Origin of the sequence: Microcoleus sp. PH2017_09_SFU_O_A, assembly GCF_020738625.1 — a bacterium.
Lineage (GTDB): Bacteria > Cyanobacteriota > Cyanobacteriia > Cyanobacteriales > Microcoleaceae > Microcoleus.
This window is the reverse complement of record NZ_JAEQCF010000005.1, coordinates 47,087-69,126: the sequence shown is the minus strand read 5'-3', so window position 1 is coordinate 69,126 and position 22,040 is coordinate 47,087. Positions and strand designations below refer to the sequence as shown.

34 protein-coding genes are annotated in these 22,040 nt (G+C 45.8%); 30 read left to right on the top strand and 4 right to left on the bottom strand.

The genetic code is table 11. The features are described from left to right. Position 1: 1 nt before the first annotated feature. The 20 genes from rplX to prfA all read left to right on the top strand — a co-directional run bounded on the left by rplX (position 2) and on the right by prfA (position 13,487). On the top strand, positions 2 to 364 hold the full coding sequence (rplX, locus tag JGK16_RS02990; RefSeq protein ID WP_293175986.1) for a 50S ribosomal protein L24: 363 nt from the start codon (positions 2 to 4) through the stop codon (positions 362 to 364). A 127-nt stretch (positions 365 to 491) separates the two neighbouring features. After that, positions 492 to 1,037: a 50S ribosomal protein L5 gene (gene rplE, locus JGK16_RS02985; protein ID WP_293150725.1), complete on the top strand. Its 546-nt coding sequence runs from the start codon at positions 492 to 494 to the stop codon at positions 1,035 to 1,037. Positions 1,038 to 1,060: 23 nt separating this feature from the next. Beyond that, positions 1,061 to 1,465: a 30S ribosomal protein S8 gene (gene rpsH, locus JGK16_RS02980; protein ID WP_194010353.1), complete on the top strand. Its 405-nt coding sequence runs from the start codon at positions 1,061 to 1,063 to the stop codon at positions 1,463 to 1,465. A gap of 249 nt (positions 1,466 to 1,714) precedes the next feature. Next, positions 1,715 to 2,263 (top strand): 50S ribosomal protein L6, encoded by a 549-nt coding sequence (rplF, locus tag JGK16_RS02975; protein ID WP_293133866.1) that lies wholly within the window; start codon positions 1,715 to 1,717, stop codon positions 2,261 to 2,263. 2 nt (positions 2,264 to 2,265) lie between these two features. Beyond that, complete coding sequence (gene rplR / locus JGK16_RS02970; protein WP_293175984.1) at positions 2,266 to 2,628, top strand: 50S ribosomal protein L18; 363 nt, start codon at positions 2,266 to 2,268, stop codon at positions 2,626 to 2,628. A 144-nt stretch (positions 2,629 to 2,772) separates the two neighbouring features. After that, a complete protein-coding gene (gene rpsE / locus JGK16_RS02965; protein ID WP_293175982.1) occupies positions 2,773 to 3,318 on the top strand; it encodes a 30S ribosomal protein S5 in 546 nt (181 codons plus the stop codon). A gap of 136 nt (positions 3,319 to 3,454) precedes the next feature. Continuing rightward, positions 3,455 to 3,901, top strand: coding sequence for a 50S ribosomal protein L15 (rplO, locus tag JGK16_RS02960; protein ID WP_293133857.1), 447 nt, complete (start codon positions 3,455 to 3,457; stop codon positions 3,899 to 3,901). A 103-nt stretch (positions 3,902 to 4,004) separates the two neighbouring features. After that, positions 4,005 to 5,309: a preprotein translocase subunit SecY gene (gene secY, locus JGK16_RS02955; RefSeq protein ID WP_293175980.1), complete on the top strand. Its 1,305-nt coding sequence runs from the start codon at positions 4,005 to 4,007 to the stop codon at positions 5,307 to 5,309. Positions 5,310 to 5,314: 5 nt separating this feature from the next. Then, a complete protein-coding gene (locus JGK16_RS02950; RefSeq protein WP_293175978.1) occupies positions 5,315 to 5,896 on the top strand; it encodes an adenylate kinase in 582 nt (193 codons plus the stop codon). Positions 5,897 to 6,309: 413 nt separating this feature from the next. Beyond that, a complete protein-coding gene (gene infA, locus JGK16_RS02945; RefSeq protein ID WP_006276978.1) occupies positions 6,310 to 6,534 on the top strand; it encodes a translation initiation factor IF-1 in 225 nt (74 codons plus the stop codon). A gap of 362 nt (positions 6,535 to 6,896) precedes the next feature. Next, positions 6,897 to 7,010, top strand: a complete 114-nt coding sequence (gene rpmJ, locus JGK16_RS02940; RefSeq protein WP_015178722.1) for a 50S ribosomal protein L36 — start codon at positions 6,897 to 6,899, stop codon at positions 7,008 to 7,010. An 88-nt stretch (positions 7,011 to 7,098) separates the two neighbouring features. Further along, complete coding sequence (rpsM, locus tag JGK16_RS02935) at positions 7,099 to 7,482, top strand: 30S ribosomal protein S13 (protein WP_293175976.1); 384 nt, start codon at positions 7,099 to 7,101, stop codon at positions 7,480 to 7,482. An 87-nt stretch (positions 7,483 to 7,569) separates the two neighbouring features. Next, complete coding sequence (gene rpsK, locus JGK16_RS02930) at positions 7,570 to 7,971, top strand: 30S ribosomal protein S11 (protein ID WP_265233150.1); 402 nt, start codon at positions 7,570 to 7,572, stop codon at positions 7,969 to 7,971. A gap of 174 nt (positions 7,972 to 8,145) precedes the next feature. Continuing rightward, positions 8,146 to 9,090, top strand: coding sequence for a DNA-directed RNA polymerase subunit alpha (locus tag JGK16_RS02925; protein ID WP_293133983.1), 945 nt, complete (start codon positions 8,146 to 8,148; stop codon positions 9,088 to 9,090). Positions 9,091 to 9,221: 131 nt separating this feature from the next. Further along, entirely contained in the window at positions 9,222 to 9,572 is a 351-nt protein-coding gene (gene rplQ, locus JGK16_RS02920; RefSeq protein WP_293133831.1) for a 50S ribosomal protein L17, read from the top strand. Positions 9,573 to 9,601: 29 nt separating this feature from the next. Then, on the top strand, positions 9,602 to 10,444 hold the full coding sequence (gene truA / locus JGK16_RS02915) for a tRNA pseudouridine(38-40) synthase TruA (protein WP_293175974.1): 843 nt from the start codon (positions 9,602 to 9,604) through the stop codon (positions 10,442 to 10,444). 117 nt (positions 10,445 to 10,561) lie between these two features. After that, entirely contained in the window at positions 10,562 to 11,017 is a 456-nt protein-coding gene (gene rplM / locus JGK16_RS02910) for a 50S ribosomal protein L13 (RefSeq protein ID WP_293189578.1), read from the top strand. Beyond that, positions 11,017 to 11,427, top strand: a complete 411-nt coding sequence (gene rpsI / locus JGK16_RS02905) for a 30S ribosomal protein S9 (RefSeq protein ID WP_236504525.1) — start codon at positions 11,017 to 11,019, stop codon at positions 11,425 to 11,427. Before rplM ends, rpsI begins: the two co-directional genes overlap by 1 nt. 332 nt (positions 11,428 to 11,759) lie before the next feature. Continuing rightward, positions 11,760 to 12,068, top strand: coding sequence for a 50S ribosomal protein L31 (rpmE, locus tag JGK16_RS02900; protein WP_293175969.1), 309 nt, complete (start codon positions 11,760 to 11,762; stop codon positions 12,066 to 12,068). A 321-nt stretch (positions 12,069 to 12,389) separates the two neighbouring features. Then, on the top strand, positions 12,390 to 13,487 hold the full coding sequence (prfA, locus tag JGK16_RS02895; RefSeq protein ID WP_293175967.1) for a peptide chain release factor 1: 1,098 nt from the start codon (positions 12,390 to 12,392) through the stop codon (positions 13,485 to 13,487). A gap of 16 nt (positions 13,488 to 13,503) precedes the next feature. Here prfA and JGK16_RS02890 read toward each other — a convergent pair whose 3' ends face one another. After that, entirely contained in the window at positions 13,504 to 14,052 is a 549-nt protein-coding gene (locus tag JGK16_RS02890) for a hypothetical protein (protein WP_293202739.1), read from the bottom strand. A gap of 27 nt (positions 14,053 to 14,079) precedes the next feature. Between JGK16_RS02890 and JGK16_RS02885 the strand changes: the two genes are divergently transcribed. The 4 genes from JGK16_RS02885 (at position 14,080) to JGK16_RS02870 (ending at position 15,370) form a co-directional block, all read left to right on the top strand. Further along, the gene (locus tag JGK16_RS02885) at positions 14,080 to 14,445 is read left to right on the top strand and encodes a transcriptional regulator (RefSeq protein WP_293175963.1); all 366 of its coding nucleotides are present in this window, start codon (positions 14,080 to 14,082) and stop codon (positions 14,443 to 14,445) included. 108 nt (positions 14,446 to 14,553) lie between these two features. After that, the gene (locus JGK16_RS02880; RefSeq protein WP_293175961.1) at positions 14,554 to 14,844 is read left to right on the top strand and encodes a helix-turn-helix transcriptional regulator; all 291 of its coding nucleotides are present in this window, start codon (positions 14,554 to 14,556) and stop codon (positions 14,842 to 14,844) included. Between the two features lie 41 nt (positions 14,845 to 14,885). Beyond that, entirely contained in the window at positions 14,886 to 15,137 is a 252-nt protein-coding gene (locus JGK16_RS02875; RefSeq protein ID WP_293189582.1) for a hypothetical protein, read from the top strand. After that, the gene (locus tag JGK16_RS02870; protein ID WP_293189584.1) at positions 15,134 to 15,370 is read left to right on the top strand and encodes a type II toxin-antitoxin system RelE/ParE family toxin; all 237 of its coding nucleotides are present in this window, start codon (positions 15,134 to 15,136) and stop codon (positions 15,368 to 15,370) included. The genes JGK16_RS02875 and JGK16_RS02870 overlap by 4 nt, the downstream gene beginning before the upstream one ends. Here JGK16_RS02870 and JGK16_RS02865 read toward each other — a convergent pair. Then, positions 15,322 to 16,027 (bottom strand): IS1 family transposase gene (locus JGK16_RS02865; protein ID WP_293189586.1). Its coding sequence is split into 2 segments (ribosomal slippage): positions 15,322 to 15,447 and positions 15,449 to 16,027, totalling 705 coding nucleotides; the frame shifts between segments, so codons are not numbered across the junction. The genes JGK16_RS02870 and JGK16_RS02865 overlap by 49 nt on opposite strands. Positions 16,028 to 16,079: 52 nt before the next feature. On the opposite strand from JGK16_RS02865, the gene JGK16_RS02860 reads away from it, so the two are divergent. After that, positions 16,080 to 16,229, top strand: a complete 150-nt coding sequence (locus JGK16_RS02860) for a type II toxin-antitoxin system RelE/ParE family toxin (protein WP_293189588.1) — start codon at positions 16,080 to 16,082, stop codon at positions 16,227 to 16,229. Between the two features lie 156 nt (positions 16,230 to 16,385). Here the strand turns inward: JGK16_RS02860 and JGK16_RS02855 are convergent, their stop codons facing one another. Next, the gene (locus JGK16_RS02855; protein ID WP_293189590.1) at positions 16,386 to 17,192 is read right to left on the bottom strand and encodes a pentapeptide repeat-containing protein; all 807 of its coding nucleotides are present in this window, start codon (positions 17,190 to 17,192) and stop codon (positions 16,386 to 16,388) included. Positions 17,193 to 17,257: 65 nt separating this feature from the next. After that, complete coding sequence (locus tag JGK16_RS02850) at positions 17,258 to 18,118, bottom strand: Rpn family recombination-promoting nuclease/putative transposase (protein WP_293189592.1); 861 nt, start codon at positions 18,116 to 18,118, stop codon at positions 17,258 to 17,260. Positions 18,119 to 18,322: 204 nt separating this feature from the next. Between JGK16_RS02850 and JGK16_RS02845 the strand changes: the two genes are divergently transcribed. The 5 genes from JGK16_RS02845 (at position 18,323) to JGK16_RS02825 (ending at position 21,833) form a co-directional block, all read left to right on the top strand. After that, a complete protein-coding gene (locus JGK16_RS02845) occupies positions 18,323 to 18,622 on the top strand; it encodes a hypothetical protein (RefSeq protein ID WP_293189594.1) in 300 nt (99 codons plus the stop codon). Between the two features lie 63 nt (positions 18,623 to 18,685). Beyond that, entirely contained in the window at positions 18,686 to 18,919 is a 234-nt protein-coding gene (locus tag JGK16_RS02840; protein ID WP_293189596.1) for a hypothetical protein, read from the top strand. 47 nt (positions 18,920 to 18,966) lie between these two features. Further along, positions 18,967 to 19,509, top strand: a complete 543-nt coding sequence (locus JGK16_RS02835; RefSeq protein ID WP_293189597.1) for a ubiquitin-conjugating enzyme E2 — start codon at positions 18,967 to 18,969, stop codon at positions 19,507 to 19,509. Between the two features lie 7 nt (positions 19,510 to 19,516). Beyond that, a complete protein-coding gene (locus tag JGK16_RS02830; protein WP_293189598.1) occupies positions 19,517 to 20,701 on the top strand; it encodes a Mov34/MPN/PAD-1 family protein in 1,185 nt (394 codons plus the stop codon). A gap of 1 nt (position 20,702) precedes the next feature. Further along, positions 20,703 to 21,833, top strand: coding sequence for a ThiF family adenylyltransferase (locus JGK16_RS02825; protein WP_293189599.1), 1,131 nt, complete (start codon positions 20,703 to 20,705; stop codon positions 21,831 to 21,833). The last annotated feature ends 207 nt before the right edge of the window (positions 21,834 to 22,040 follow it).

Here is a 22,040-nt window from a genome sequence, read left to right as displayed (position 1 = left end):
AATGTACGGAAAAAAGGGTAAACCAACTAGCGAACCGCAGCGCTACAGAATGCACGTCAAAGCAGGCGACACCGTGCAAATAATTACTGGCAAAGAGAAAGGAAAAGTCGGACAAATCTTAAAGACATATCCTAAAGTCAGCAAAGTAATTGTTAAAGGCGTAAATATCCGAACCAAGCACGTCAAACCCCAACAAGAAGGGGAATCGGGAAAAATCGTCACCTTTGAGGCTCCCATTCACAGCTCAAATGTGATGCACTATTCCGAAAAAGAGAAAGTCGCCAGCCGCGTCTGCTATACATTTAGTGAAGACGGCCGCAAACTGCGACAACTCAAAAAAACCGGAGAAATCCTCGATAATTAGTCATTAGTCCTCAGTCATTAGTCATTAGTCCTTAATTGGCAACTAACAACTGACAACTATCAACTGACAACTGACAAAGAACAATTCCCTGACCAAGCCCAGGGACAGTTAACGAAACACCAAAACTATGCCGGACAAACTCAAAGTTCTTTATCAAGGTAAAATCGTTCCCACACTGATGGATCAGTTTAAATATACTAATATCCATCAGGTTCCCAAACTTATCAAAGTTACCGTTAACCGCGGTTTGGGAGAAGCTTCTCAAAATGCTAAGGCACTGGATTCGTCGCTGAATGAAATTGCCATCATCACCGGACAAAAACCAGTGGTGACTCGCGCGAAAAAAGCGATCGCAGGCTTCAAAATCCGCAAAGGAGTACCAGTCGGCGTGATGGTGACGCTGCGGGGCGATCGGATGTACGATTTTCTCGATCGGCTCATCAACCTCGCACTCCCACGCATCCGCGACTTCCGCGGCATCAGTCCCAAAAGCTTTGACGGGCGCGGCAACTACAGCTTGGGTCTGAGAGAACAGCTAATCTTTCCAGAAATAGAATATGACCGCATCGATCAAATTCGAGGCATGGACATTTCAATTATCACCACAGCAAACACCGACGAAGAAGGACGCGCCTTGCTCAAAGAAATGGGAATGCCCTTCCGGGACAACTAAGCAGTAGAGTAAGGATCTTTCACATGGCAGCTAACGATACCATAGCAGATATGTTGACGCGCATTCGCAATTCTTGCATGGCGCGCCACCAAACAACACAAATTCCAGCTACAAAAATGACCCGTAGCATCGCCCAAGTTCTCAAAAACGAAGGCTTTATCAGCGAATTTGAAGAAGCAGAACCAGAAGGCGTAAAGCGAACTATAGTGCTTTCTCTAAAGTACAAAGGTAAAACTCGCAAGCCCATTATCACGGCACTTAAGCGAGTCAGCAAACCAGGACTGCGCGTTTACTCGAACCGCAAAGAACTGCCCAGAGTATTAGGCGGAATTGGCATTGCCATTATCTCCACCTCCAGCGGCATTATGACCGATCGAGAAGCTCGACGCCAAGGTTTAGGCGGTGAAGTGCTTTGTTATGTTTGGTAGTCATTAGTCATTAGTCATTAGTCAGTCGATTTTAGATTTTAGATTAACTTGCAGCATTCAATCTGCAAGCTTAAACAAAAGTCTAAGATTTGGGGATTATCCACTCATGAGTGTCGGCGAATTGTACTTGTTTATTACGAGTCATTAATCACGCATACCATGGAAAAACACTCAAAAGTCGATCGCTAAAGACTAATAACTAGATACTAATAATCAAACACTAAAAACTAAAAACAAAGGACAAAAACTATGTCGCGAATTGGCAAGCGTCCGATTAGCATCCCCACAAAAGTCACCATCACCCTAGACGGTCAAAAAGTAGCCGTCAAAGGCCCTAAAGGTGAACTTTCCCGAGTAATCCCCGCCGAAATCCTCCTAGGAATGGAAGGCGAGACTTTACTCGTTACCCGCCGGGACGAATCTCGCGTCGCCAGACAATTGCACGGCCTCTGTCGCACCCTTGTCGCCAACATGGTCGAAGGTGTATCCCAAGGCTTTCAGCGTCGTCTGGAAATTATCGGCACAGGTTATCGGGCACAGGTTCAAGGACGGAACCTGATTTTAAACGTCGGTTACAGCAAGCCCGTTGAAATGCCTCCTCCAGAAGGCATCACCATGGCAGTTGAAGGCAACACCAACGTCATTGTCTCCGGTATTGACAAAGAACTCGTAGGCAACACAGCAGCCCGCATCCGCGCGGTGCGTCCGCCCGAAGTTTACAAGGGCAAAGGCATTCGCTACAGCGGCGAAGTCGTCCGGCGCAAAGCTGGTAAAACAGGCAAAACAGGTAAGAAGTAACAATGAAGCTTACTCGCAAAGAATCAGTCCACCGCAGACACCGCCGCGTGCGGCGCAAGGTATTCGGCACCGCCGAACGTCCCAGATTAGCGGTATTTCGATCGTCCAATCACATCTACGTCCAGGTAATCGACGACACGGCACAGCACACTTTGGCTGCTGCGTCAACCCTCGATCCAGAATTGAAAGCCGAACTCAGTTCGGGAGCCAACTGCAACGCCAGCACCCAAGTCGGTCAGTTGATTGCCAAACGGTGTTCCAGCGCTGGCATAGTCAAAGTCGTATTCGATCGCGGAGGCAACCTCTATCACGGTCGCGTTAAAGCCCTCGCCGACGCAGCTCGCGAAGCCGGGTTAGACTTTTAGGAAGAAGCAAGAAGGAAGAAGGAAGAAGGAAGAAGGAAGAAGGAAGAAGGAAAAGAGAATCTATAACAAAATTCTTAATTCCTAATTGTTAATTTCTCTATACCAACTACCAATTACTAATCCTCAATTCCCCAAGGACAAAACATGGCAGAACAAAAAGAACAGCGCAACAAGAAAAAAAGCAATAACAACAAAGGGCGCGAAAAAGAATCCGAATGGCAAGAACGGGTTGTTCAGATTCGTCGCGTTACCAAAGTAGTTAAAGGCGGTAAAAAACTCAGCTTCCGCGCCATAGTCATTATCGGCAACGAACGCGGTCAAGTTGGAGTGGGAGTCGGCAAAGCTAGCGACGTAATCGGTGCCGTTAAAAAAGGCGTCGCTGACGGCAAAAAGCACCTAATTGAAGTTCCCCTCACCAAATCAAACTCCATCCCTCACCCGATCAACGGTGCAGGTGGCGGAGCCAAAGTTATGATGCGTCCAGCAGCACCCGGAACCGGGGTAATTGCAGGGGGAGCAGTGCGAACTGTTCTCGAACTAGCAGGAGTCCGCAACATCTTAGCCAAACAGCTAGGTTCAGGAAATCCTTTAAACAACGCTAGAGCCGCAGTCAACGCCCTTTCCACTCTTCGCACCTTATCCGAAGTTGCTCAAGAGCGCGGAATTCCAGTAGAAAACCTCTACGGTTAAGGACTAGGGAACTGGAAATTGTCAGTTTTGAGTATTAAGTATTGAGTTTTGAATAAAAATCTTTCATTCCTCAAAACTCAAAACTCAAAACTACCAATTACCAATTACCAATTACCAATTACCAACTATCAAAACTATGAGATTGCAAGACGCCCGACCAAAAGCGGGTTCCACAAAACGCCCGCGTCGCTTGGGTAGAGGTATTTCTGCCGGTCAAGGCGCGAGTTCCGGTAAAGGGATGCGCGGTCAAAAAGCTAGAGCCGGTAGCGGCACTAGACCCGGTTTTGAAGGTGGTCAAAATCCTCTTTACCGCCGCCTGCCCAAGCTGAAGAGCTTCCCTTTAGTGAACCGGAAAGAGTACACTACCATTAATGTAAGTAAATTAGCATCACTGCCAGCAAACACAGAAGTTACTCTCACCTCTTTGATCGAAGCAAAAATTGTCACTACTGACGACGGGCCGCTGAAAATCTTAGGAGATGGCGAACTGAATGTGGCTCTGCAAGTGCGCGCGGCGGCCTTTACCGCAGGTGCTCGCACCAAAATTGAAGCCGCCGGCGGAAGTTGCGAAGTAGTTGCGTGAAGATTTGAGGTTTGAGAGTTTGTCCAAATCTCAAATCCTCTCTTCTTGCTATCAGAAAATGATTTAGTCGAAAATCCCAAATCTAAAATCCAAAATCGTAACTATGGACGTTAGTAAAGAGAAAGCGCCAACTGCACAAGAGACGTTCATGCAGATGGCTCAAGCTGCTGGTTTGCGGGGCCGCATCCTCGTCACCATTGGCTTATTGATTTTAGTGCGCCTGGGTGTTCACTTGCCAGTCCCCGGCATCGATCGCGCCGCCTTTGCCCAAAACGTCCAAAATAGCCCTTTAATTGGCTTTTTGGACTTGTTTTCAGGAGGCGGGCTGTCAGCTTTGGGGATTTTCGCGCTGGGGATTTTGCCCTACATCAATGCTTCAATTATTGTGCAACTCCTAACTGCGGCTCTGCCAAGTTTAGAAGATATGCAGAAAAATGACGGCGAAGCAGGGCGGCGCAAGATTTCTCAAATTACTCGCTACGTTTCTTTGGGCTGGGCTATTCTGCAAAGCATTGGCATTGCGATTTGGGTCAGCCCTTTTGCTCAGACTCCATCGGCTTTTTTCATCCCCCAGACTGCTTTGGCTCTGACAGCAGGGTCGATGTTTGTGATGTGGATATCGGAAGTGGTGACGGAGCGAGGTATTGGAAACGGAGCATCACTGTTGATTTTTATCAACATTGTGTCGGTTTTACCGCGCTCTTTGGGACAAACTTTTGAATTGGCTCAAAGTGGCGACACGCAAGTTGTCGGCCGCGTAGTTGTTCTGCTGCTGGTCTTTTTGGTGACGATTGTCGGGATTGTTTTTGTTCAGGAAGGTACTCGCCGCATTCCGATTATTTCTGCCCGCCGCCAAGTCGGTCGCAAAGTTTATCGGGAGAGTCGCAGTTATCTACCCCTGCGCTTGAATCAAGGCGGAGTGATGCCGATTATTTTTGCATCTTCGGTGTTGATTGTGCCTTCTTTCCTTGCTCAGTCTCTCAATCAGCCGTTTTTGGTTCAAGTTGCTAATGTGTTGAGTCCGAACGGCCCTGCGCCTTGGGCTTACGCGCTGTTTTATCTGACTTTGATTCTGTTCTTCAGCTATTTCTACGCTTCGTTGATTGTCAACCCCGTAGATATGTCTCAGAACTTGAAGAAAATGGGTGCCAGTATTCCTGGGATTCGTCCCGGTCAGAAAACCAGCGATTATGTGGAGAAGGTTTTGAACCGTTTGACTTTCTTGGGAGCGATTTTTCTCGGTCTGGTAGCTATTGTACCAACGGCTGTCGAAAGCGCGATCGGCGTCCAAACTTTTAGAGGGTTTGGTGCAACTTCCCTACTGATTCTAGTGGGTGTGGCGATCGAAACTGCCAAGCAAATTCAAACTTACGTCATCTCCCAGCGATATGAAGGAATGGTGAAGTAATCGCAATGCAATTGATTTTTATGGGGCCTCCAGGGGCGGGAAAGGGAACTCAGGCTCAGGTTTTAGCCGCTCTCTGGAAAATACCCCACATTTCTACGGGTGACATCCTTCGCGCCTGCGTGGTGGCGAAAACTCCCTTGGGTGTAAAAGCTAAATCCTACATGGATGCTGGTGAGTTGGTTCCCGACGAGTTATTGATGGATATCGTCCAAGAACGCATGAATGAACCAGATGCTGGTGCGGGCTGGATTCTCGACGGATTTCCCCGTACTGTGGCGCAGGCAGCGTTTTTTGACAAACTGCTGTGTGATGTTGGTACTGAGGGAAGTAAGTCTGGAAAGGATTGCGATCTGCGAGCTGTCAATTTGGACGTACCTGACAATGTTTTGGTGACTCGCCTACTGTCGCGGGGCCGCCAGGATGACAATGAGGAGACGATCCGGCGCCGGTTGCAAGTTTATCGCGAGCAAACTGAGCCTTTGATTGAGTTTTATAGCGCTCGCGAACAGTTAGTTGCGGTTGATGGCGATCGCGATATGGAAGTAGTCACCGCAGAACTGCAACAAGCGCTCTCTGGCGACTCTTGAACCCTCGCAATACAGCTTGTTACTCACCAGCTTTTGCTAAGATATGTTAACTAGGAGCTTTTTGTGCTATCAGGTTTTGTGAGGGTTGCTAGAAACAGGATTGAACTCGATTTTACTTGCTACAACTTTACTCAAGTAAAGCTGAAGCAAGGGGTTAATTGAGTCAAGCAGTCGATCGAGTTACCCGAATTATTGCCCCGTTCGCCTTCAACCCGCCCAAAACGGATACAAGCCACCGACAATCGTCGAGATCCCAAATTTTAGACCGAAGTTCCTGCTCCTTTGATGCATCTGTGGAGTAAATCTAAAATCTAAAATCTAAAATCGGCCGCTCCTTACTTGGTAAATAGGTTTTGAAGCAAACGCTGGGACACTCCTAGTTAATCAAATGTAGAGTTGAGGTAAATACCAAATTGTCTAAGCAAGATTTAATTGAAATGGAAGGGACAGTGACGGAATCACTGCCGAATGCGATGTTTCGCGTTGACCTAGATAATGGGTTTAACGTGCTAGCTCACATTTCCGGCAAGATCCGCCGCAACTACATCAAAATTCTGCCTGGCGATCGCGTCAAAGTTGAATTAACTCCCTACGACTTGACCAAAGGCAGGATTACTTATCGCCTTCGGAAAAAATAGGCTTAGATAAAACTTTCTAAAAACTAATTCTAAGTTTAATTAGAGAGAATTTGGTAAAAAGCTTCAAATTTATGCTATAATGCTACGTTTGTAGTGTTGCCGAGAAGGGCGTCAACAACCCAGCGGCGTACCGGGTTAAGTCATTGCTACGCCGTTTAAGTATCGATCGCCAACATTCTGGCGCAAGCGAACTTTACCCAGCAATGGGAGTGGGTGCAAGCGATCTCCTTCAAAAAACAACCCGCACTTTATACAATTTAATCGAGGAGAGGCCTACACCTTGCCCAGCCTCTCCTCCCACCGCTCTACGGGCCAGCGTGCGTGCTCTCCGGTAGAGCGGGGTTCTCCAGGCAGGAAGAAAGATGAAAGTTCGAGCATCTGTCAAAAAAATTTGTGAAAAATGTCGCGTCATCCGCCGTCGCGGTCGAGTGATGGTGATATGTACTAACCCGAAACACAAACAGCGCCAAGGTTAGAAAACGGGAAAATTGGGCTGGGCAATGCACGCAGGTGCTGCCTAATTCAATATTGTAGCCAAATAGGAAAACTAGGGAGACAAAAAGTGTGGCACGGATTGCCGGTGTAGACCTTCCACGCGATAAGCGCGTCGAAATAGGTCTGACATACATTTACGGAATAGGTCTGTCGCGGGCCCAAAAAATTATCGCTGCAACAGGCGTAAATCCTGACACTCGCGTCAAGGATTTAACAGAGGCCGACGTGACTACTCTACGGGCTCATGTAGAAAGCACCTACCAAATCGAAGGAGACCTCCGGCGCTGGGAGTCAATGAACATCAAGCGCCTGATGGATATCGGGACTTACCGCGGTCGGCGTCACCGTTTGGGTCTGCCGGTGCGGGGTCAACGAACCCGTACCAACGCCAGAACCCGTCGCGGCGTCCGCCGTACAGTGGCGGGCAAGAAAAAAGCACCGTCCAAGAAATAACAGCAGTTTGCAGGAAATTTATGTTCCTGCTGACTGTTTCCCCGCCTTTGGGGAGACTAATTCAATGAAAACGATAAAGAGACTAATATGCCGCCACGACAACAAACAGGCAAGAAATCTGGTGCAAAAAAGCAGAAGCGTAACGTACCGAATGGGGTAGGCTACATCCAGTCTACCTTTAACAATACGATTGTGACTATTACCGACCTAAATGGCGAAGTAATATCCTGGGCATCAGCAGGTTCCAGCGGTTTCAAAGGAGCTAAAAAGGGTACTCCCTTTGCAGCTCAAACAGCAGCAGAAAGTGCAGCCCGCAGAGCCAATGACCAGGGAATGCGCCAAATAGAAGTAATGGTAAGCGGGCCGGGAGCAGGTCGAGAAACTGCAATTCGGGCCTTGCAAGGGGCGGGACTGGAAATTACCCTGATTAGAGATGTTACCCCAATTCCTCACAACGGCTGTCGCCCTCCCAAGCGGCGTAGAGTCTAAAACGATTTGAGATTTTAGATTTTAGATTTTGGATATTGGCTAACTGCTTAAAGTCAAAAACTAATGGTTCTAACTGTTGCCCCGTCCATCCAAAATCCGAAATCCGTTCAGGGGTATGCTCTGCAATCTAAAATCCAAAATCAAAAATCCAAAGTGGAAAAGGGAGGTCACTCCGTGGCGCAGTTTCAAATTGAATGTATAGAGTCTAACACTGACAAAGACCGCAGTCAGTACGGAAAATTTGTTCTAGAACCGCTCGATCGCGGTCAGGGAACAACTGTTGGGAATGCGCTCCGGCGAGTTCTGCTGTCAAATTTGGAAGGAACAGCAGTAACTTCAGTCCGCATCGCGGGCGTCAATCACGAGTTTGCCACGATCGAAGGGGTACGTGAGGACGTTCTGGAAATTCTCCTGAACATGAAAGAGGTTGTTCTAAAAACTCATTCCCAGCAGCCACAAATCGGTAGGTTGCGGATTGAGGGGCCAGTTACAGTTACTGCCGATCGATTCGATTTGCCCTCTGAGGTGGAATTGATCGATAAATCGCAGTACATTGCGACTCTCTCACCGGGATCTGTTCTGGAAATGGAATTCAGAATTGAAAAAGGCATCGGATATCGAGCAGTAGACCGCAGTCGCGATGATGGGTCGGCTTTGGATTTTCTCCAAATTGACGCCATCTTTATGCCGATTCGCAGAGTCAACTACAGCGTGGAAGATGCTCGGCTCGGTGGCAGTTCTGAGAAAGACCGGCTGGTTATGGAAATCTGGACTGATGGCAGCGTGACTCCTCAAGAAGCTCTGAGTCAATCTGCACACATCCTGGTAGATTTATTTGCACCTCTCAAAGACATCACCCAAGATTCTCTCAAACCCGAGTATCCAGGTGAGGCCGATCCTACGAGCCAAATTCCGATCGAAGAATTGCAGTTGTCAGTCCGGGCTTACAACTGTCTCAAGCGGGCTCAGATCAACTCAGTTGCAGACTTATTGGATTATACCCAAGAAGACTTGCTCGAGATTAAGAACTTCGGGCAGAAGTCCGCAGAAGAAGTGATTGAAGCTTTACAAAAACGCTTGGGCATTACTTTGCCACAGGAAAAATCAGCTAAAAGTTAATCAACGGGTAACGGGTAAAAAAGTTCTGCATTTTCAGTGCGTGAGTTCTTCAGAACCAAGAAGAATTCACCCCCGAGTTCGCAGACTGTCTATCCCCGCGCCCAATTACCAATTACCAATTACCAACTGCTATGCGTCACCGCTGTCGCGTCCCCCAACTAAACAAACCGGCTGACCAGCGCCGCGCCATGTTGCGCTCGCTGACCACCGAATTAATCCGCCACGGTAAAATCACTACCACTCTCGCCCGCGCCAAAGCGCTGCGTCCAGAAGCGGACAGAATGATTACCTTGGCCAAAGATGGCTCCTTGGCCGCTCGCCGGCAAGCTATGGGCTATATCTATGACAAACAGTTAGTACACGCCTTGTTTGAGGCTGCCCAAGAACGGTACGGCTCGCGCAACGGGGGCTACACCCGCGTAGTGCGAACTGTCCCCCGCCAAGGAGACAATTCCGAAATGGCGATCGTTGAACTGGTTTAATGCAATTTTGGGTGGGAGATTTTTGATTTATGACTGACAATCCAAAATCCCCAATCGAAAATGCCCGATCGACACAACGCATTGCTTTGGTAATCCAATACCTCGGCACTGACTTTCACGGTTGGCAGCGACAGCCGAACCAGCGTACAGTACAAGAAGAAATTGAAACAACAATATCAAATGTGCTGGAACGCCCGGTAACGCTGTACGCGGCCGGGAGAACGGATGCGGGAGTTCACGCCGCTGCTCAAGTAGCCCATTTTGATGCTGATGGCCCAATTCCGGCTCACCGCTGGGCAAGCGTTCTCAACTCTCGACTGGCAAAAGATATTTTAATTCGAGCTTCGGCAAAGGTGGAACCTACCTGGCACGCTCGGTTCTCAGCCAGTTGGCGGCGCTATCGCTACACCCTTTATACAGACCCGATTCCTAATCTGTTTGTGCGTCCTTATGCTTGGCACTGCTATCACGCACCTGTGGACGAATCTTTGATTCAGGCAGCTTTGACACCGCTGATCGGGCGGCATCACTTGGCGGCTTTCCACCGCGCGGGGTCTGCACGCCCCCATTCTTGGGTGGACGTACAAGCGGCAGAGTGTCACCGTTCTGGGCCTCTTATCTATATTGAGGTTCAGGCGAGCGGGTTTCTGTACGGGATGATGCGCCTGCTGGTGGGGTTGCTGGTGCAGGTGGGTCGGGGGGAAAGGGCGATCGACAATTTCACTGATATCTGGGTCAACGAACGCCGAGAAATGGTAAAATACGCCGCTCCCGCTCAAGGTTTATGCCTGTTGCGGGTTGGCTATCAGGACTTTCCCTTTCCCACCGATGTTTGGTACGACACTCAGCCCAAATTAGTTATTGGTTATTAGTTATTAGTTATTAGTTATTGGTTATTAGTTATTGGCAACAACTAACAAATAACAACTAACAAATAACAACTGACAACTAACAAATAACAATTAACAAATAACAACTGACAACTAACAATGAACAAAACTTACGTCCCTACTAAAGACTCCCTAGAGCACAAGTGGTACGTGGTCGATGCCGCCGACCAGCGCCTGGGCCGTCTGGCAACAGAAGTTGCCATGCACCTCCGGGGCAAACACAAACCCACTTACACTCCTTCCATGGATACCGGCGATTTCGTAATTGTCATCAATGCTGACAAAATCGCTGTTACTGGCAAAAAACGCACCCAAAAAATCTACCGCCGCCACTCTGGCAGACCGGGCGGCATGAAAACAGAAACTTTTGCCAAATTGCAAGCACGTTTGCCCGAAAGAATTGTCGAAGAAGCGATTCGGGGAATGCTGCCTCACACATCTCTGGGCAGACAACTGTTTACTAAGTTGAAAGTGTACGCTGGCCCTAACCACCCGCACGCAGCTCAACAACCAGAAGAATTAATTGTTCACACGATTCCGGGAGGAAATGAGTAATGCAAGCAACAGATACCGGCCGCGCTGTGTACTGGGGTACAGGCCGCCGCAAGTGTTCCGTAGCGCGGGTACGTTTGGTTCCCGGCACAGGCGTACTGACTGTCAATGGTAAAGAGGGAGATTTGTACCTGCAATTCAACCCCACTTATTTGGCACTCGCTAAGGCTCCTTTGGAAACTTTGGGTCTAGAAAATGAGTACGACATTTTGGTGAAAGTCGAAGGCGGCGGCCTGACAGGTCAAGCTGACTCGATTCGTTTGGGTGTCGCTAGAGCACTTTGTCAGTTAGACCCGGACAACCGGAAACCTCTGAAGATTGAGGGCTATTTGACTCGCGACCCGCGGGCTAAAGAACGTAAAAAGTACGGTTTGCGGAAAGCTCGCAAGGCTCCTCAATACTCGAAACGTTAAACAGTTGACAGTTGACAGTTGACAGTTGACAGTTGACAGTTGAGCTTTTTAATACTGGGATTTAACTCTCCGCTAAGCCCTAGCGTAGTTCTCAAAACAATTCGGCTTCCTGGAGTGGAGGTTTTAAACCCTGAATATTTGCTAAGAGCAAGGAAGAGGGAAGAGGGAAGAAAGAAAAATTTTCTAGATTCCATCCTCCTTTTTTCAAGGTTTTTTTCAGATTCCTGATTCTGGTTTTCAAAGCAGATAGGGCAAAATTACGGCTGTTGTTGGCGTACAAGTCCGATGACGGCTAAAATGGTTGTAAAGTCAAAAATTAGAGAGTAAAAAAAATGGCGAAAGAAGGCATTCACCCTGAGTGGTATCCCGAAGCTCAGGTTTATTGCAACGGCGAACTTGTGATGACTGTTGGTTCGACTAGACCAAAGCTTCAAGTTGATGTCTGGTCGGGAAATCATCCTTTTTATACTGGCACTCAGAAGATTATTGATACTGAAGGTCGTGTGGAACGCTTTATGCGGAAATACGGCATGACGGAAGTAGAAATGCCGAAGGCAGATGCTATGTCGGGGCCGCTGAAAATGGAAGACCCGAAAGCAGATGCTGCTAAGGCTGCTGCTAAAGGCAAAAAGAAGAAGTAGCCGGATTGTCATTTGTCCGCAGTCGGTTGGAAGTAGTTTTTTTCTACTGGTAACTGACTGCTCTCGGATTTTGGATTTGAGATTTGAGATTGCTACGGCCCTTCCGCTGAGGAAAGATCGCGATTCTATCCCAACTTCTCTTCAATTCTAAAATCTAAAATCTAAAATCTATCCGCCCTCGGATTGGAGAGCTTAGACTGAAGAGTTGCTACGGCCCTTCCGCTGAGGAAAGATCGCGATTCTATCCCAACTTCTCTTCAATATCTAAAATCTAAAATCTAAAATCTAAAATCTAAAATCGATTGACGGAGGACATTTGACATGGCTGAATCTTATTTGCTGGATAAATTGAAGTCGGTGGAGCAAACTTTTCATGAGTTGACTCGCCGCATGGCTGACCCGGATGTCGCCAGGGATAATTATGAGTTCCAACGGGTGGCAAAAGCTCGATCGTCCTTGGAGGAAGTGGTCGATACTTTTGACCTGTGGAAAACTACTCAGGAAGATTTGGTGGGCGCGCGGCAAGTTCTTAAGGAAGCTGCGAGCGATCGAGAAATGCAGCTTATGGCCGGGATGGAAGTTGAGGAACTTGAGTCGAAGCTGGAGAGTTTGGAAAGTCGTTTGAAGGTGTTGCTGCTACCGCGCGATCCGAACGATGACAAGAATATTATGCTGGAAATTCGGGCGGGTACTGGCGGAGATGAGGCTAGTATTTGGGCGGGTGATTTGCTGCGGCTGTATTCGCGCTACGCTCAAACTGAAGGCTGGCAGGTGAAGTTGGTGAGCGAGTCACTGGCGGACATGGGTGGTTTTAAAGAGGTGATTCTGGAAATCACGGGGGATAGCGTTTATAGCAAGCTGAAGTTTGAGGCTGGAGTGCACCGGGTGCAGCGAGTGCCGGTGACTGAAGCTGGTGGCCGGGTGCATACTTCGACGGCGACGGTGGCGGTGATGCCGGAGGTGGATGAGGTGGAGATTCATATCGATCCGAAGGATATTGAGATGAGTACGGCTCGATCGGGCGGTGCTGGCGGCCAAAACGTGAACAAGGTTGAAACTGCTGCGGATTTGTTTCACAAGCCGACGGGGATTCGGATTTTCTGTACTGAGGAGCGCAGTCAGTTGCAGAATAAGGAGCGGGCGATGCAGATTTTGCGGGCTAAGCTCTATGATATGAAGTTGCGGGAGCAGCAGGATGAGGTGAAGTCGCGGCGTTTGGCTCAGGTTGGTACTGGTTCGCGATCGGAAAAAATTCGCACGTACAACTATAAGGATAACCGGGCTACCGACCACCGTTTGGGGGAGAATTTTTCGCTCAATAGTGTTTTGGAAGGGGATATTGAGGAGATTATTCAGACTTGTATTTCTCAGGATCAGCAGGAACGTTTGGTCGAGTTGGCTGCTTCTACTTCTAATTAATTGGTTGATGGGGAACTTAGGCGCATTGTTTGCTGAGCCTTTGTTCCCTGATGACTTGACGGATGTGGTTGAGTAGGGCTTCCCAAATTGCATCGCCGATCGCGACGGGATACTTGAAATGTTCTAGGTCATACTGTACGATGATTTCTAGGGGTGCGAGAGTTTGCTGGTTTCGACAACTGGCAATTGCTGCGATCGTCTCTTGCTGCCATCTGGCAAATAGTCGGTAGCTGAAAAAGGAACTGCATTTTTGTCCTTTCTTGTTCAGGTAAACGACTATTACTTGATGTTGTTTGGGGTAGACTTTGACTATGCGGTTGACGGGCATTCTCAGAGCTTCGGCTGCTTCTATTTTGGAGATTTGCCAGCACTGAGGTTTTAGCCAACCGGAGGCTGTAAGGCTTTGACGGGTGCGGCTGGGCTTGTGAGTTTTTAGATTGCGTCTCTTGGTCATTTGTATTTCTCCCAAATCTGTTTTAATTAAAATTAAAGCTTTCAATCTACTTAAAATACTATCTGTTAAATCTTCTCCTGTCAAGCAAGACAGACAAATTTGTTGGTACACAAGTAAACTAGGAATTGTGGTTATCTCGTGGCTGATACCGTGGACGCAGAAGCTAAGAAAAAACTGAGTGAGGTTGTTAAGTTAGCGCGGGGCTCGATGAGCCTGACTTCTTTTGGCAAGCTGTTGGGAGTTTCTGCTGCTTCTGTCTTGTATTGGGAAAAGGGGCAGGTACTTCCAGATACGAAAAATTTGACTCAGATTGCTACAAGAGCAGGCTTTACGATGGAAGAGCTTATGGCTCATCTCGAAGGTAAGCCGGTGCAGGAACCGGTCAATACCAATGAGCTGCTGAAGAAAATTCAGTGTATGCCGATTAGTGAGTTGGCGGTGATTGGTAGAGCCGTGATGGATAGGCTCGCTGCTGCTGCTGAGTCTTCTGGGAAATATAGTTGATGTATCAGTTTGTAAGTAGACTGGTAGGTACGATCGCATAGCTTTTCAGTTGTGAACATCCAAAATAGACAAAAACTTAGTGAAATCATCAAAACTGCTCGTGGAACAATGAGTCAACGAGCGTTTGGCAAGCTTTTGGGCGTTTCTGCTACCGCTGTTCAGCTTTGGGAAAGGGGCGATACGGTTCCCGATACTGAAAACTTGGGTAAGCTCGCTGCCAGAGCAGGCTATACTCTGGAAGAGTTTCTCAGCTTTTTGGATGGCAATCCAGTCTCGCAACCACCAGAAATTAACGATATTGTCAAAAAAATTCAGTTTTTGCCTCTAAGTCAGGTGGCGCTAATTGGCAAAGCTGTAGCGGATAGATTCGCTGCGTCGGCTGAGGCTGCTGGAGAATGAATATGAGGCAAATTTATCTGTAAACTAGGAGTTGTGTTTAGATGAACGTTATTCTTGCCATACCAGAAGAGCTGCAAATCTATATTGACGCTCAAATTCAGACAGGGGCTTATGCCAGTGCGGTAGAATATTTTCTAGATTTGGTGCAGCAAGATCGCCAGCGAAAACAGGCACAAGCCAAACTCGAAGGTTTACTGCAAGAGGGTTTAGACTCTGATGGAGAACCAGTGACGGCTGCGTACTGGCAGAATTTGCGGGCATCGGTTTTGGGTGGCGATTCACAACCAGTATGAGCGATCGATTAATTGTCAAAAATCGTGCCACGCAGGATCTCAGACAACAGGCAAACTATATTCTGGTCAATGGAAATGCTCGTACTGCCGAGCGATTTCTGGAGTTAGCCGAAGCCACTTTTACCCAATTAGCGACAATACCGGGAATGGGAAAAGTCGTGGGATTGGTCTCGGCGTTGCTGAATCAAGATATGAATGCCCCAGGAATGGGAATATCATCAAATTTTAAGTAATGTATTAATAACTTAATAGAATGCTTGAGCATTTCCTCACATTTAGAATAACAAAGAGTTTTGCGATGTAGCCTAGCTGGCGGAATGTCTTAGCCTTGTATTTTCCCCTTCGACTCGTGTCATATAAGTCTTACTAACAATCTGATCTCCATCAGGAATAAACCTGGGATATACAGACCATCCATCAGTTACATAAAAGTAGCATTTCCATTCACTTACTTTGTCCCATAATGGTTCAAATGTCTTAGCGCTATGATCCCCTAATACCCATCCTAAAATCCCTGGTTTAAAGTGGTCAACCGCTGTCCACAGCCAGATCTTGTCTGTCTTTTTTTTTACATAAGTTTGTAATTCATCAAGCTCACCAACTTCTGGAATGACTTCAGGGTCATAAACATCTGGTAACAGTTTCCCGACTTGTTTTACCCAATTCATTACCGTGGTATGATGAACTCCCTTAACTCGTTCTATCGCCCGTAAACCCATACCATTGACATACATTTTTAGGCAATCACGTTTGATGTCTTCGCTATAACCTCGTTGGGGCTCATACTCATTGATGAATTGACGACCGCATTGCACACAAATGTGGTTTTGTTTTCCTTTTTTCTTGCCGTTTTTACGGATATGGGTTGATTTACATTCTGGACATTGCATAAATTATTCCTCCTATTCATACTATAACTCAGCAACGCCGGTCTCTTCTCGGATGGGGGAGATTCGTCAGTGGCGAATTAAGGATTTTCAAGATTATCTAATTTTTTACCGGATTCAAGACGATCGGGTGGAGGTTCTCCGTGTTTTGCATGGTGCTAGGGATTTGGAAGATATTTTGTCTAATCTTGATGAAGAAGTTTAAGGCTCTCATAAGATGTGTTCGATCGCCCTTATGGACTGACGCACTCCGACAAAGAAACCGGGTTTTTACCTAATCTGTCGGTGACAACGCGTCTTTTCGTAAAAAACCCGGTTTCTGGGCCCCTATACGATCGCCCTTACGAAAAAAACACTCGCCCTATCTCTGACTCAATATGTCTAAAAACTCTTGGACAATGCGATCGGGTTCTTCTGTACATCTGTTGGCGTCGCAGTAGTGGATCATGCTGATACCGTGAGATGCAAACAGGCGATCGCGCGTTTCATCTTTTTGTGTGTCGGGATGCCATATTTCCAGAATTCCCCATTTGCCTTGGTGGAATATGAGGAAATCTGGTTCTTGGTTTTGTCTACCTGCGGGTGTGGTGAGGCGGGCTTTGGAGTTGGGGAAAAAGAGGGTGTTTGTGCGATCGAGCGCTTCGGCTATTTTTACTTGTTCTTCGCAGCGAAAGCGCAGATCGTTCCAGTGATAAATCCGTTCTTTTATGCTTGACAAGATTCCCTGGTTATGCGCGTTTTCAGGCTTGATAGTTTCATCTGATACTGTATTATAATCAGATATAGTTGCACCCTGTAAATCTGTTGATGAATCAGATTCACTTAAGTTGGCGAATGATATTCTGGCTCCGGTTAAATTAGCACCGCTGAGGTTAACTCCAATTACTTGAGTTCGATGTAATGTCACTTGATGTCGTCGCAAGTATCGCTTAAAAACAGAGCGTAAATTACTTTTTTTTACTTTTTCATCAAAAGCCTCTGAGAGTTGTTTCCAGAGTTTAGCCGCCAGCGCTTTGATGTATTCATCATTATATTGAGAGAGTTGAGAAATTTCCTCATAGGAACATCGGCCTTCCCAGCATTGTCTGAAGATGAGCTCTTGCACGTCGTTTAAGCCTTCGCCATCAAGGACTGTTTCTGCGATCGCGATTGCTTCATCAACGGTCATGGCTTAAGTTTCCTTAAAGTATATATCTGGTGAAGTTTTGAAAATAGGCGGCGATGTTTGAGCAATTAAGGCTGATGTTCATTCAACCAATTGGTTAAATCTGAGGCTTCTGAAAAATCCAGCAGCGCCTCTCCTAAATCCTCTAATTCTTCTACGGATAAAGTCTGAATTTGCTCGGTTGTTTCAGGTGCGATCGGACCAATCCGTCGAATCAACAGGCGAGTGAGAAACGCCAGCGCCTCATCTTTCCTTCCTTCAAGGAGGCCTAGTTGTCTTCCTTCAAGGAGGCCGTCTTCGCGAATCTCTTGGTAAATCACAGAACCGCGCATAGTTTCCTTCCTAAATAGTTGTCTGATTAAGTCTTTTTCAAATCTCAAACCTGCGAGCACTTGGGTACAAGCGAGTAAATCCGCTTGTTGGGTAGGTTCTTGTATTGTAGCAATCTGAGTAGCGATTTGCTCTAACAAAGTTCGCGGCGAGTTGGTTTGGGATAGTGTCGCCAATGGGAGTAAGCCGGGGACGGACAGCAGTAAAGCGGGGTCTTGTTCCCACAGGCGGATCACTCGATAGCCGTGTCGGGTGTTCGCGTCTGTGTACTCGGATACAAAAACCTGTTCTGAGGCTGTTTGCTGCAAAAAGATTACTACTTGATTGATGGAACAGGAGTATTGCCGTTTGAGCCTGACGTAGTAGTCTAGCATCCTGAAGGCGATCGGCGGGTCGGAGTAGGGTCGGGTTTCAAATTCTAGATGTAGGATTTGGTTATCCGTTTGCAGGAAAACGAGAGAATCGGCTCGGATGGGTTCTTGAATTAGTTCGGTTTTGAGTACCTGAATGTCGGTGGGTTCGTCTATTGGTAGTAGCCAGCTCACGAAGGCGGCGGGGAATTTTTCTGCTAGATATTTGCAGGTGTTGTCGTAGGCCAAGGAAGTTGGGTTGTGAGAGGGGTGATTTAGAAGATTTTAACTCTAGGGGCATCTACCTGAGAGGAGATTTTAGGGGAATTTGGGGAAAGTCATCACTTTTTATCACTTTTTATCACTTTTTATCACTGGTCAAGCTAAAGATGAAGCTTTACTATTAATTATGTTTACACATTTCCATTAGCAATAGTAACTAAAGAAATTGTCATGGCATATACTGGACCAAAATATCACAGACAAAACGGTCGATATTATAAAGTTGCAATCATCAGGGGAGAAAAAAACATTTTAGACTCTGATGACAAGCGAGGTCTTGAGCGAGATTATCCTGGAATTATGCACGATCACTTTTATACAAAGAATGGTCAATGGTACGTTCAAACTAAGATTGAGAATAAGCATATTTTCGAGGAAATAGCTCCGGGTATACGGGGAGTGGAACAGGCAGATTCTAGTGAATACTTGGATGCCTTGTTCGATGAATTGCAGTCTTTACCTGACTGTTAATCATATTGGCGATTTATTCAGAAAATAGTCAACTTAATCACTAAGCAACTAAGAGATAAACTAATGAAGAAGATAACAGTAGTTAAGGGTGGAGGTACAGCCTCAACAGAGGTAGTAGTATATCCAGGTGATAGTGCCGATAATCTGATTGCTCTTGTAACCGAACCACTAGGTTTACCTAAAGAAGGTAGATACCTCTTGCAGGGAGTAAACGAAACTGCGATTACAGGTGATGTGTATAAAGCTGTCAACGAGGGTGATAAGTTGACATTGTATCAGCCGGGTACTGGAGGGTAGTTTTTTGTGATTTTATGTCAATATGAAGTCAATAAGGAGATGCTATTGTGAGCGAGGCAAGATTTAAGAATGAATTGGAGAATCTCCTTCTTTTTAAAAGAGTTTTAGATGGAGATAATGTACTTCCTGTAAGGTTAGAGATAGAACGTATGAGCCTTGATTACCGGAGATTTAAGGTAGTGATCAATGGCATTAAGAGTCTAACCGCTAACCCAGATGGAGCTAGAGCAGGCACGGGAACAGGATTCAATATTTTGGTAGAAGTTCCACCTGGATATCCTTTTACCGCTATTCCAAATATTAAATTTGAAGATCCAATTCCGTTTCACCCTCATGTTTTTACTGATGGGAGGATTTGCTGGGGAACAGCTAACAGCCCTCAGCCAGATTTATCGCTAGCAGACTGGATTCGGCAAGTTCTAGAATACCTTACTTATAATAAAGACAGCCTGATCAAAATGAATCCTAGTAGCCCGGCAAATAGGACAGCGCTTGATTGGTGGCAATTGAATAAATTGATGATATCTAGTTACGTTACATCGATTGAGATGAGCCGAGTTAGACTTCTAGTTAGCCGTACAATACAGTAAGGTTTAGATGATGAAAATAGTAAAAGTAACAAGACATGACCAAGCTAAATTTACACGTTTAGCAATCCCTTTCGATCAAAATCATTTACCCATTATTTTAATCCAAAGAGAGGTTCTAGAAGAAATTTATGCACACGCAGCAGAGGGCTATCCCAATGAGGTAGCAGGCTATTACGTCGGATTTCCATTACAGGATATTACTAGCCGAAGAAATATTACTTACATTGAAAAAAGCATTAGAGCGATATCTACTGCTTCACACACCTATGTCACGATGCACCCAGAAAGCTTTAAAGAAGTAGAAGCTGTTAGACAACAATCTGGCACTATTCTTGTCGGATATTATCACTCGCATCCAGGGCTTAGTGTCTTCCAATCTGGTACAGACTTAAAAAACTTTAGGGACTACCATAGTGAGCCTTATCAAATAGCTATAGTAGTTGATTCAACGAGGACATCCCCAAACCGGTTGGATGTTGGATCGGACTGGATTGGTTTCTTTGGATGGGATCAAAATCACAATCCAACAAAGATACCAGCCTGTAATATAAAAGTGGTTGACGAGCGTCCTGAGATTATTCAGAATTCAGCGACGCCAGAAAGGGAAAATCTGAGCGACCAGTCTTCTGCAATTGTTCGACGTAATGTTGATGAATTGCAAGAAATAACGAACCCGCATAATCAGCACTCAATAACAGAAACAGAAATTGAAATTGTACAAGATGTCTTGAATATAACTGACAGACTACGGTCTGGTCATCATACATTCAACAAAACTTTACCTATTCTCATGGCTTCTCAAAAGTTAATAAATAGATTAAATGCTGCCAATGTTTCTGAATTTTCAGAAGGAGTTCTTTTGGGAACTATAATTAACATGGCTGGCTATACTTTTATTAGAATCAATACAGTAGGAAAACCAAAGTGGAAAAGCTTTTGGGATTTCTGGAATCCACCTACAGCAATAAGAGAAGTTAATGGAGAAGAACTAATTCCTGTGGGGTTTTATTGTTCGGGGTCTGACTTGCATAACATCGATCAAGTCAAAGGGTTGCCAAAATACGATGGTAATTATTACTTGGTAGCCAAACCCGATACCCAGAGTATCTTATTTGAGGTTGTGAATAGCCAAAACAAAAGCACTGTACCAGTACCATATTCTCAGATTATACAGACTGTTGATGGAGGTTGAGATGAATAGAACTGCTAGACAAGAAATGATTAATGGCTGGGATCAAAAGATTATCAGGGAGGCAAAAATATTAGTTGTAGGAGCTGGTACTACTGGCAATGAAATAATCAAAAATTTAGCTTTACTTGGGGTCGGCAACATCAACATAATAGATTGTGATAAGGTTGAAGAGGTAAACCTGAGTAGAAGTGTTTTGTTCCAAGGAGAAGATATTGACCAGCCCAAGGCAGAGACAGCCGCTAAACGCGCTTTAAAAATTAACCCGCACATCCAGGTTTCAGGGCGTACCTGTGATGTCGTACATGACATTGGTAACTTGGAATATAGTAACTTTAACTGTGTCATCTTGGCTGTGGATAATTTAGAAGCTCGAATGTGGGTGAATAGATACTGCTGGCTGAATCAAATCCTTTTAATAGACACAGGTATAGATAGTCTTCTAGGCAACGTGTTTGTAATGGCTCCCCCTTTAGGATCGTGTCTTGAATGTGGCTGGTACATGGCGGATTACCGTCGTTTATCAGAAAAGTATAGCTGTCTAAAAATTGGATTGGTATCTGAAGAACCAAAAATTCCAATGGTTATAACAACAGCCGCCGTAATTGCAGGTATCGCTACTCAAGAATGTGTCAGGCTACTGCATGAAAAAAAATCAGAATCTGTGTCTAGAACTGGTATATTATACTGGTACAGTTCTGAACAAAATACTATCTTGAAAAGTATTAAAATTGACAAAAAAGAGGAATGTCCCGGTCATGATCATGTATTTGAAGAATTGAAAATACTCCCTATCGATTTAGAAATAACAACCAAAGTAGAAGAGATTAAAAACAAAGTAGCGACTGCTATAGATGCTGATGTTGTAGAACTATGGCATGACAAAGAGATAGTATATTCAGCGGTTTGTAATGAGTGTAGCTGTACTCAGGAGATAGCACCTATACCGCTTGGAAAATTTAAGAGACTAAAATGTCCTTCCTGCAACAACCAGTCATTAGTTCCGAAGGACTTCACAGCCGAAATAAGAAGCGGATTTGCCCCTACCGAGCTAAACATTCCACATAATCATTTAGTGCGTGTTGTGTTCAGTAGCCAAGATTCAATAAGAGAAGCATGGTTGATTTTGAGGTAAATTTAGGTGGTAGAGCGTTGCTATACTTGTGGGAGTTCTATTCCTGAGAACGATAAATACTTCAAATGTCGTAGTTGTCATAACCATTTTCATTTAAAATGTTTGCATTGTGGAGCGCATCCTAATGCAGGGAGGTATCTTGTTGATCCAAGCCGACCATCGGCTCCGCTTAGAATTCATAGACCTGGATCTAGACCTGGATCTAGA

Excerpts from the sequence above, each read along its gene's own strand:
- rplX (WP_293175986.1), top strand. The coding sequence starts at position 2 with ATGTACGGAAAAAAGGGTAAACCAACTAGCGAACCGCAGCGCTACAGA.
- rplE (WP_293150725.1), top strand. The coding sequence starts at position 492 with ATGCCGGACAAACTCAAAGTTCTTTATCAAGGTAAAATCGTTCCCACA.
- rpsH (WP_194010353.1), top strand. The coding sequence starts at position 1,061 with ATGGCAGCTAACGATACCATAGCAGATATGTTGACGCGCATTCGCAAT.
- rplF (WP_293133866.1), top strand. The coding sequence starts at position 1,715 with ATGTCGCGAATTGGCAAGCGTCCGATTAGCATCCCCACAAAAGTCACC.
- rplR (WP_293175984.1), top strand. The coding sequence starts at position 2,266 with ATGAAGCTTACTCGCAAAGAATCAGTCCACCGCAGACACCGCCGCGTG.
- rpsE (WP_293175982.1), top strand. The coding sequence starts at position 2,773 with ATGGCAGAACAAAAAGAACAGCGCAACAAGAAAAAAAGCAATAACAAC.
- rplO (WP_293133857.1), top strand. The coding sequence starts at position 3,455 with ATGAGATTGCAAGACGCCCGACCAAAAGCGGGTTCCACAAAACGCCCG.
- secY (WP_293175980.1), top strand. The coding sequence starts at position 4,005 with ATGGACGTTAGTAAAGAGAAAGCGCCAACTGCACAAGAGACGTTCATG.
- JGK16_RS02950 (WP_293175978.1), top strand. The coding sequence starts at position 5,315 with ATGCAATTGATTTTTATGGGGCCTCCAGGGGCGGGAAAGGGAACTCAG.
- rpmJ (WP_015178722.1), top strand. The coding sequence starts at position 6,897 with ATGAAAGTTCGAGCATCTGTCAAAAAAATTTGTGAAAAATGTCGCGTC.
- rpsK (WP_265233150.1), top strand. The coding sequence starts at position 7,570 with ATGCCGCCACGACAACAAACAGGCAAGAAATCTGGTGCAAAAAAGCAG.
- rplQ (WP_293133831.1), top strand. The coding sequence starts at position 9,222 with ATGCGTCACCGCTGTCGCGTCCCCCAACTAAACAAACCGGCTGACCAG.
- truA (WP_293175974.1), top strand. The coding sequence starts at position 9,602 with ATGACTGACAATCCAAAATCCCCAATCGAAAATGCCCGATCGACACAA.
- rplM (WP_293189578.1), top strand. The coding sequence starts at position 10,562 with ATGAACAAAACTTACGTCCCTACTAAAGACTCCCTAGAGCACAAGTGG.
- rpsI (WP_236504525.1), top strand. The coding sequence starts at position 11,017 with ATGCAAGCAACAGATACCGGCCGCGCTGTGTACTGGGGTACAGGCCGC.
- rpmE (WP_293175969.1), top strand. The coding sequence starts at position 11,760 with ATGGCGAAAGAAGGCATTCACCCTGAGTGGTATCCCGAAGCTCAGGTT.
- prfA (WP_293175967.1), top strand. The coding sequence starts at position 12,390 with ATGGCTGAATCTTATTTGCTGGATAAATTGAAGTCGGTGGAGCAAACT.
- JGK16_RS02880 (WP_293175961.1), top strand. The coding sequence starts at position 14,554 with ATGAGTCAACGAGCGTTTGGCAAGCTTTTGGGCGTTTCTGCTACCGCT.
- JGK16_RS02875 (WP_293189582.1), top strand. The coding sequence starts at position 14,886 with ATGAACGTTATTCTTGCCATACCAGAAGAGCTGCAAATCTATATTGAC.
- JGK16_RS02870 (WP_293189584.1), top strand. The coding sequence starts at position 15,134 with ATGAGCGATCGATTAATTGTCAAAAATCGTGCCACGCAGGATCTCAGA.
- JGK16_RS02860 (WP_293189588.1), top strand. The coding sequence starts at position 16,080 with ATGGGGGAGATTCGTCAGTGGCGAATTAAGGATTTTCAAGATTATCTA.
- JGK16_RS02855 (WP_293189590.1), bottom strand. The coding sequence starts at position 17,192 with ATGACCGTTGATGAAGCAATCGCGATCGCAGAAACAGTCCTTGATGGC.
- JGK16_RS02845 (WP_293189594.1), top strand. The coding sequence starts at position 18,323 with ATGGCATATACTGGACCAAAATATCACAGACAAAACGGTCGATATTAT.
- JGK16_RS02840 (WP_293189596.1), top strand. The coding sequence starts at position 18,686 with ATGAAGAAGATAACAGTAGTTAAGGGTGGAGGTACAGCCTCAACAGAG.
- JGK16_RS02830 (WP_293189598.1), top strand. The coding sequence starts at position 19,517 with ATGATGAAAATAGTAAAAGTAACAAGACATGACCAAGCTAAATTTACA.
- JGK16_RS02825 (WP_293189599.1), top strand. The coding sequence starts at position 20,703 with ATGAATAGAACTGCTAGACAAGAAATGATTAATGGCTGGGATCAAAAG.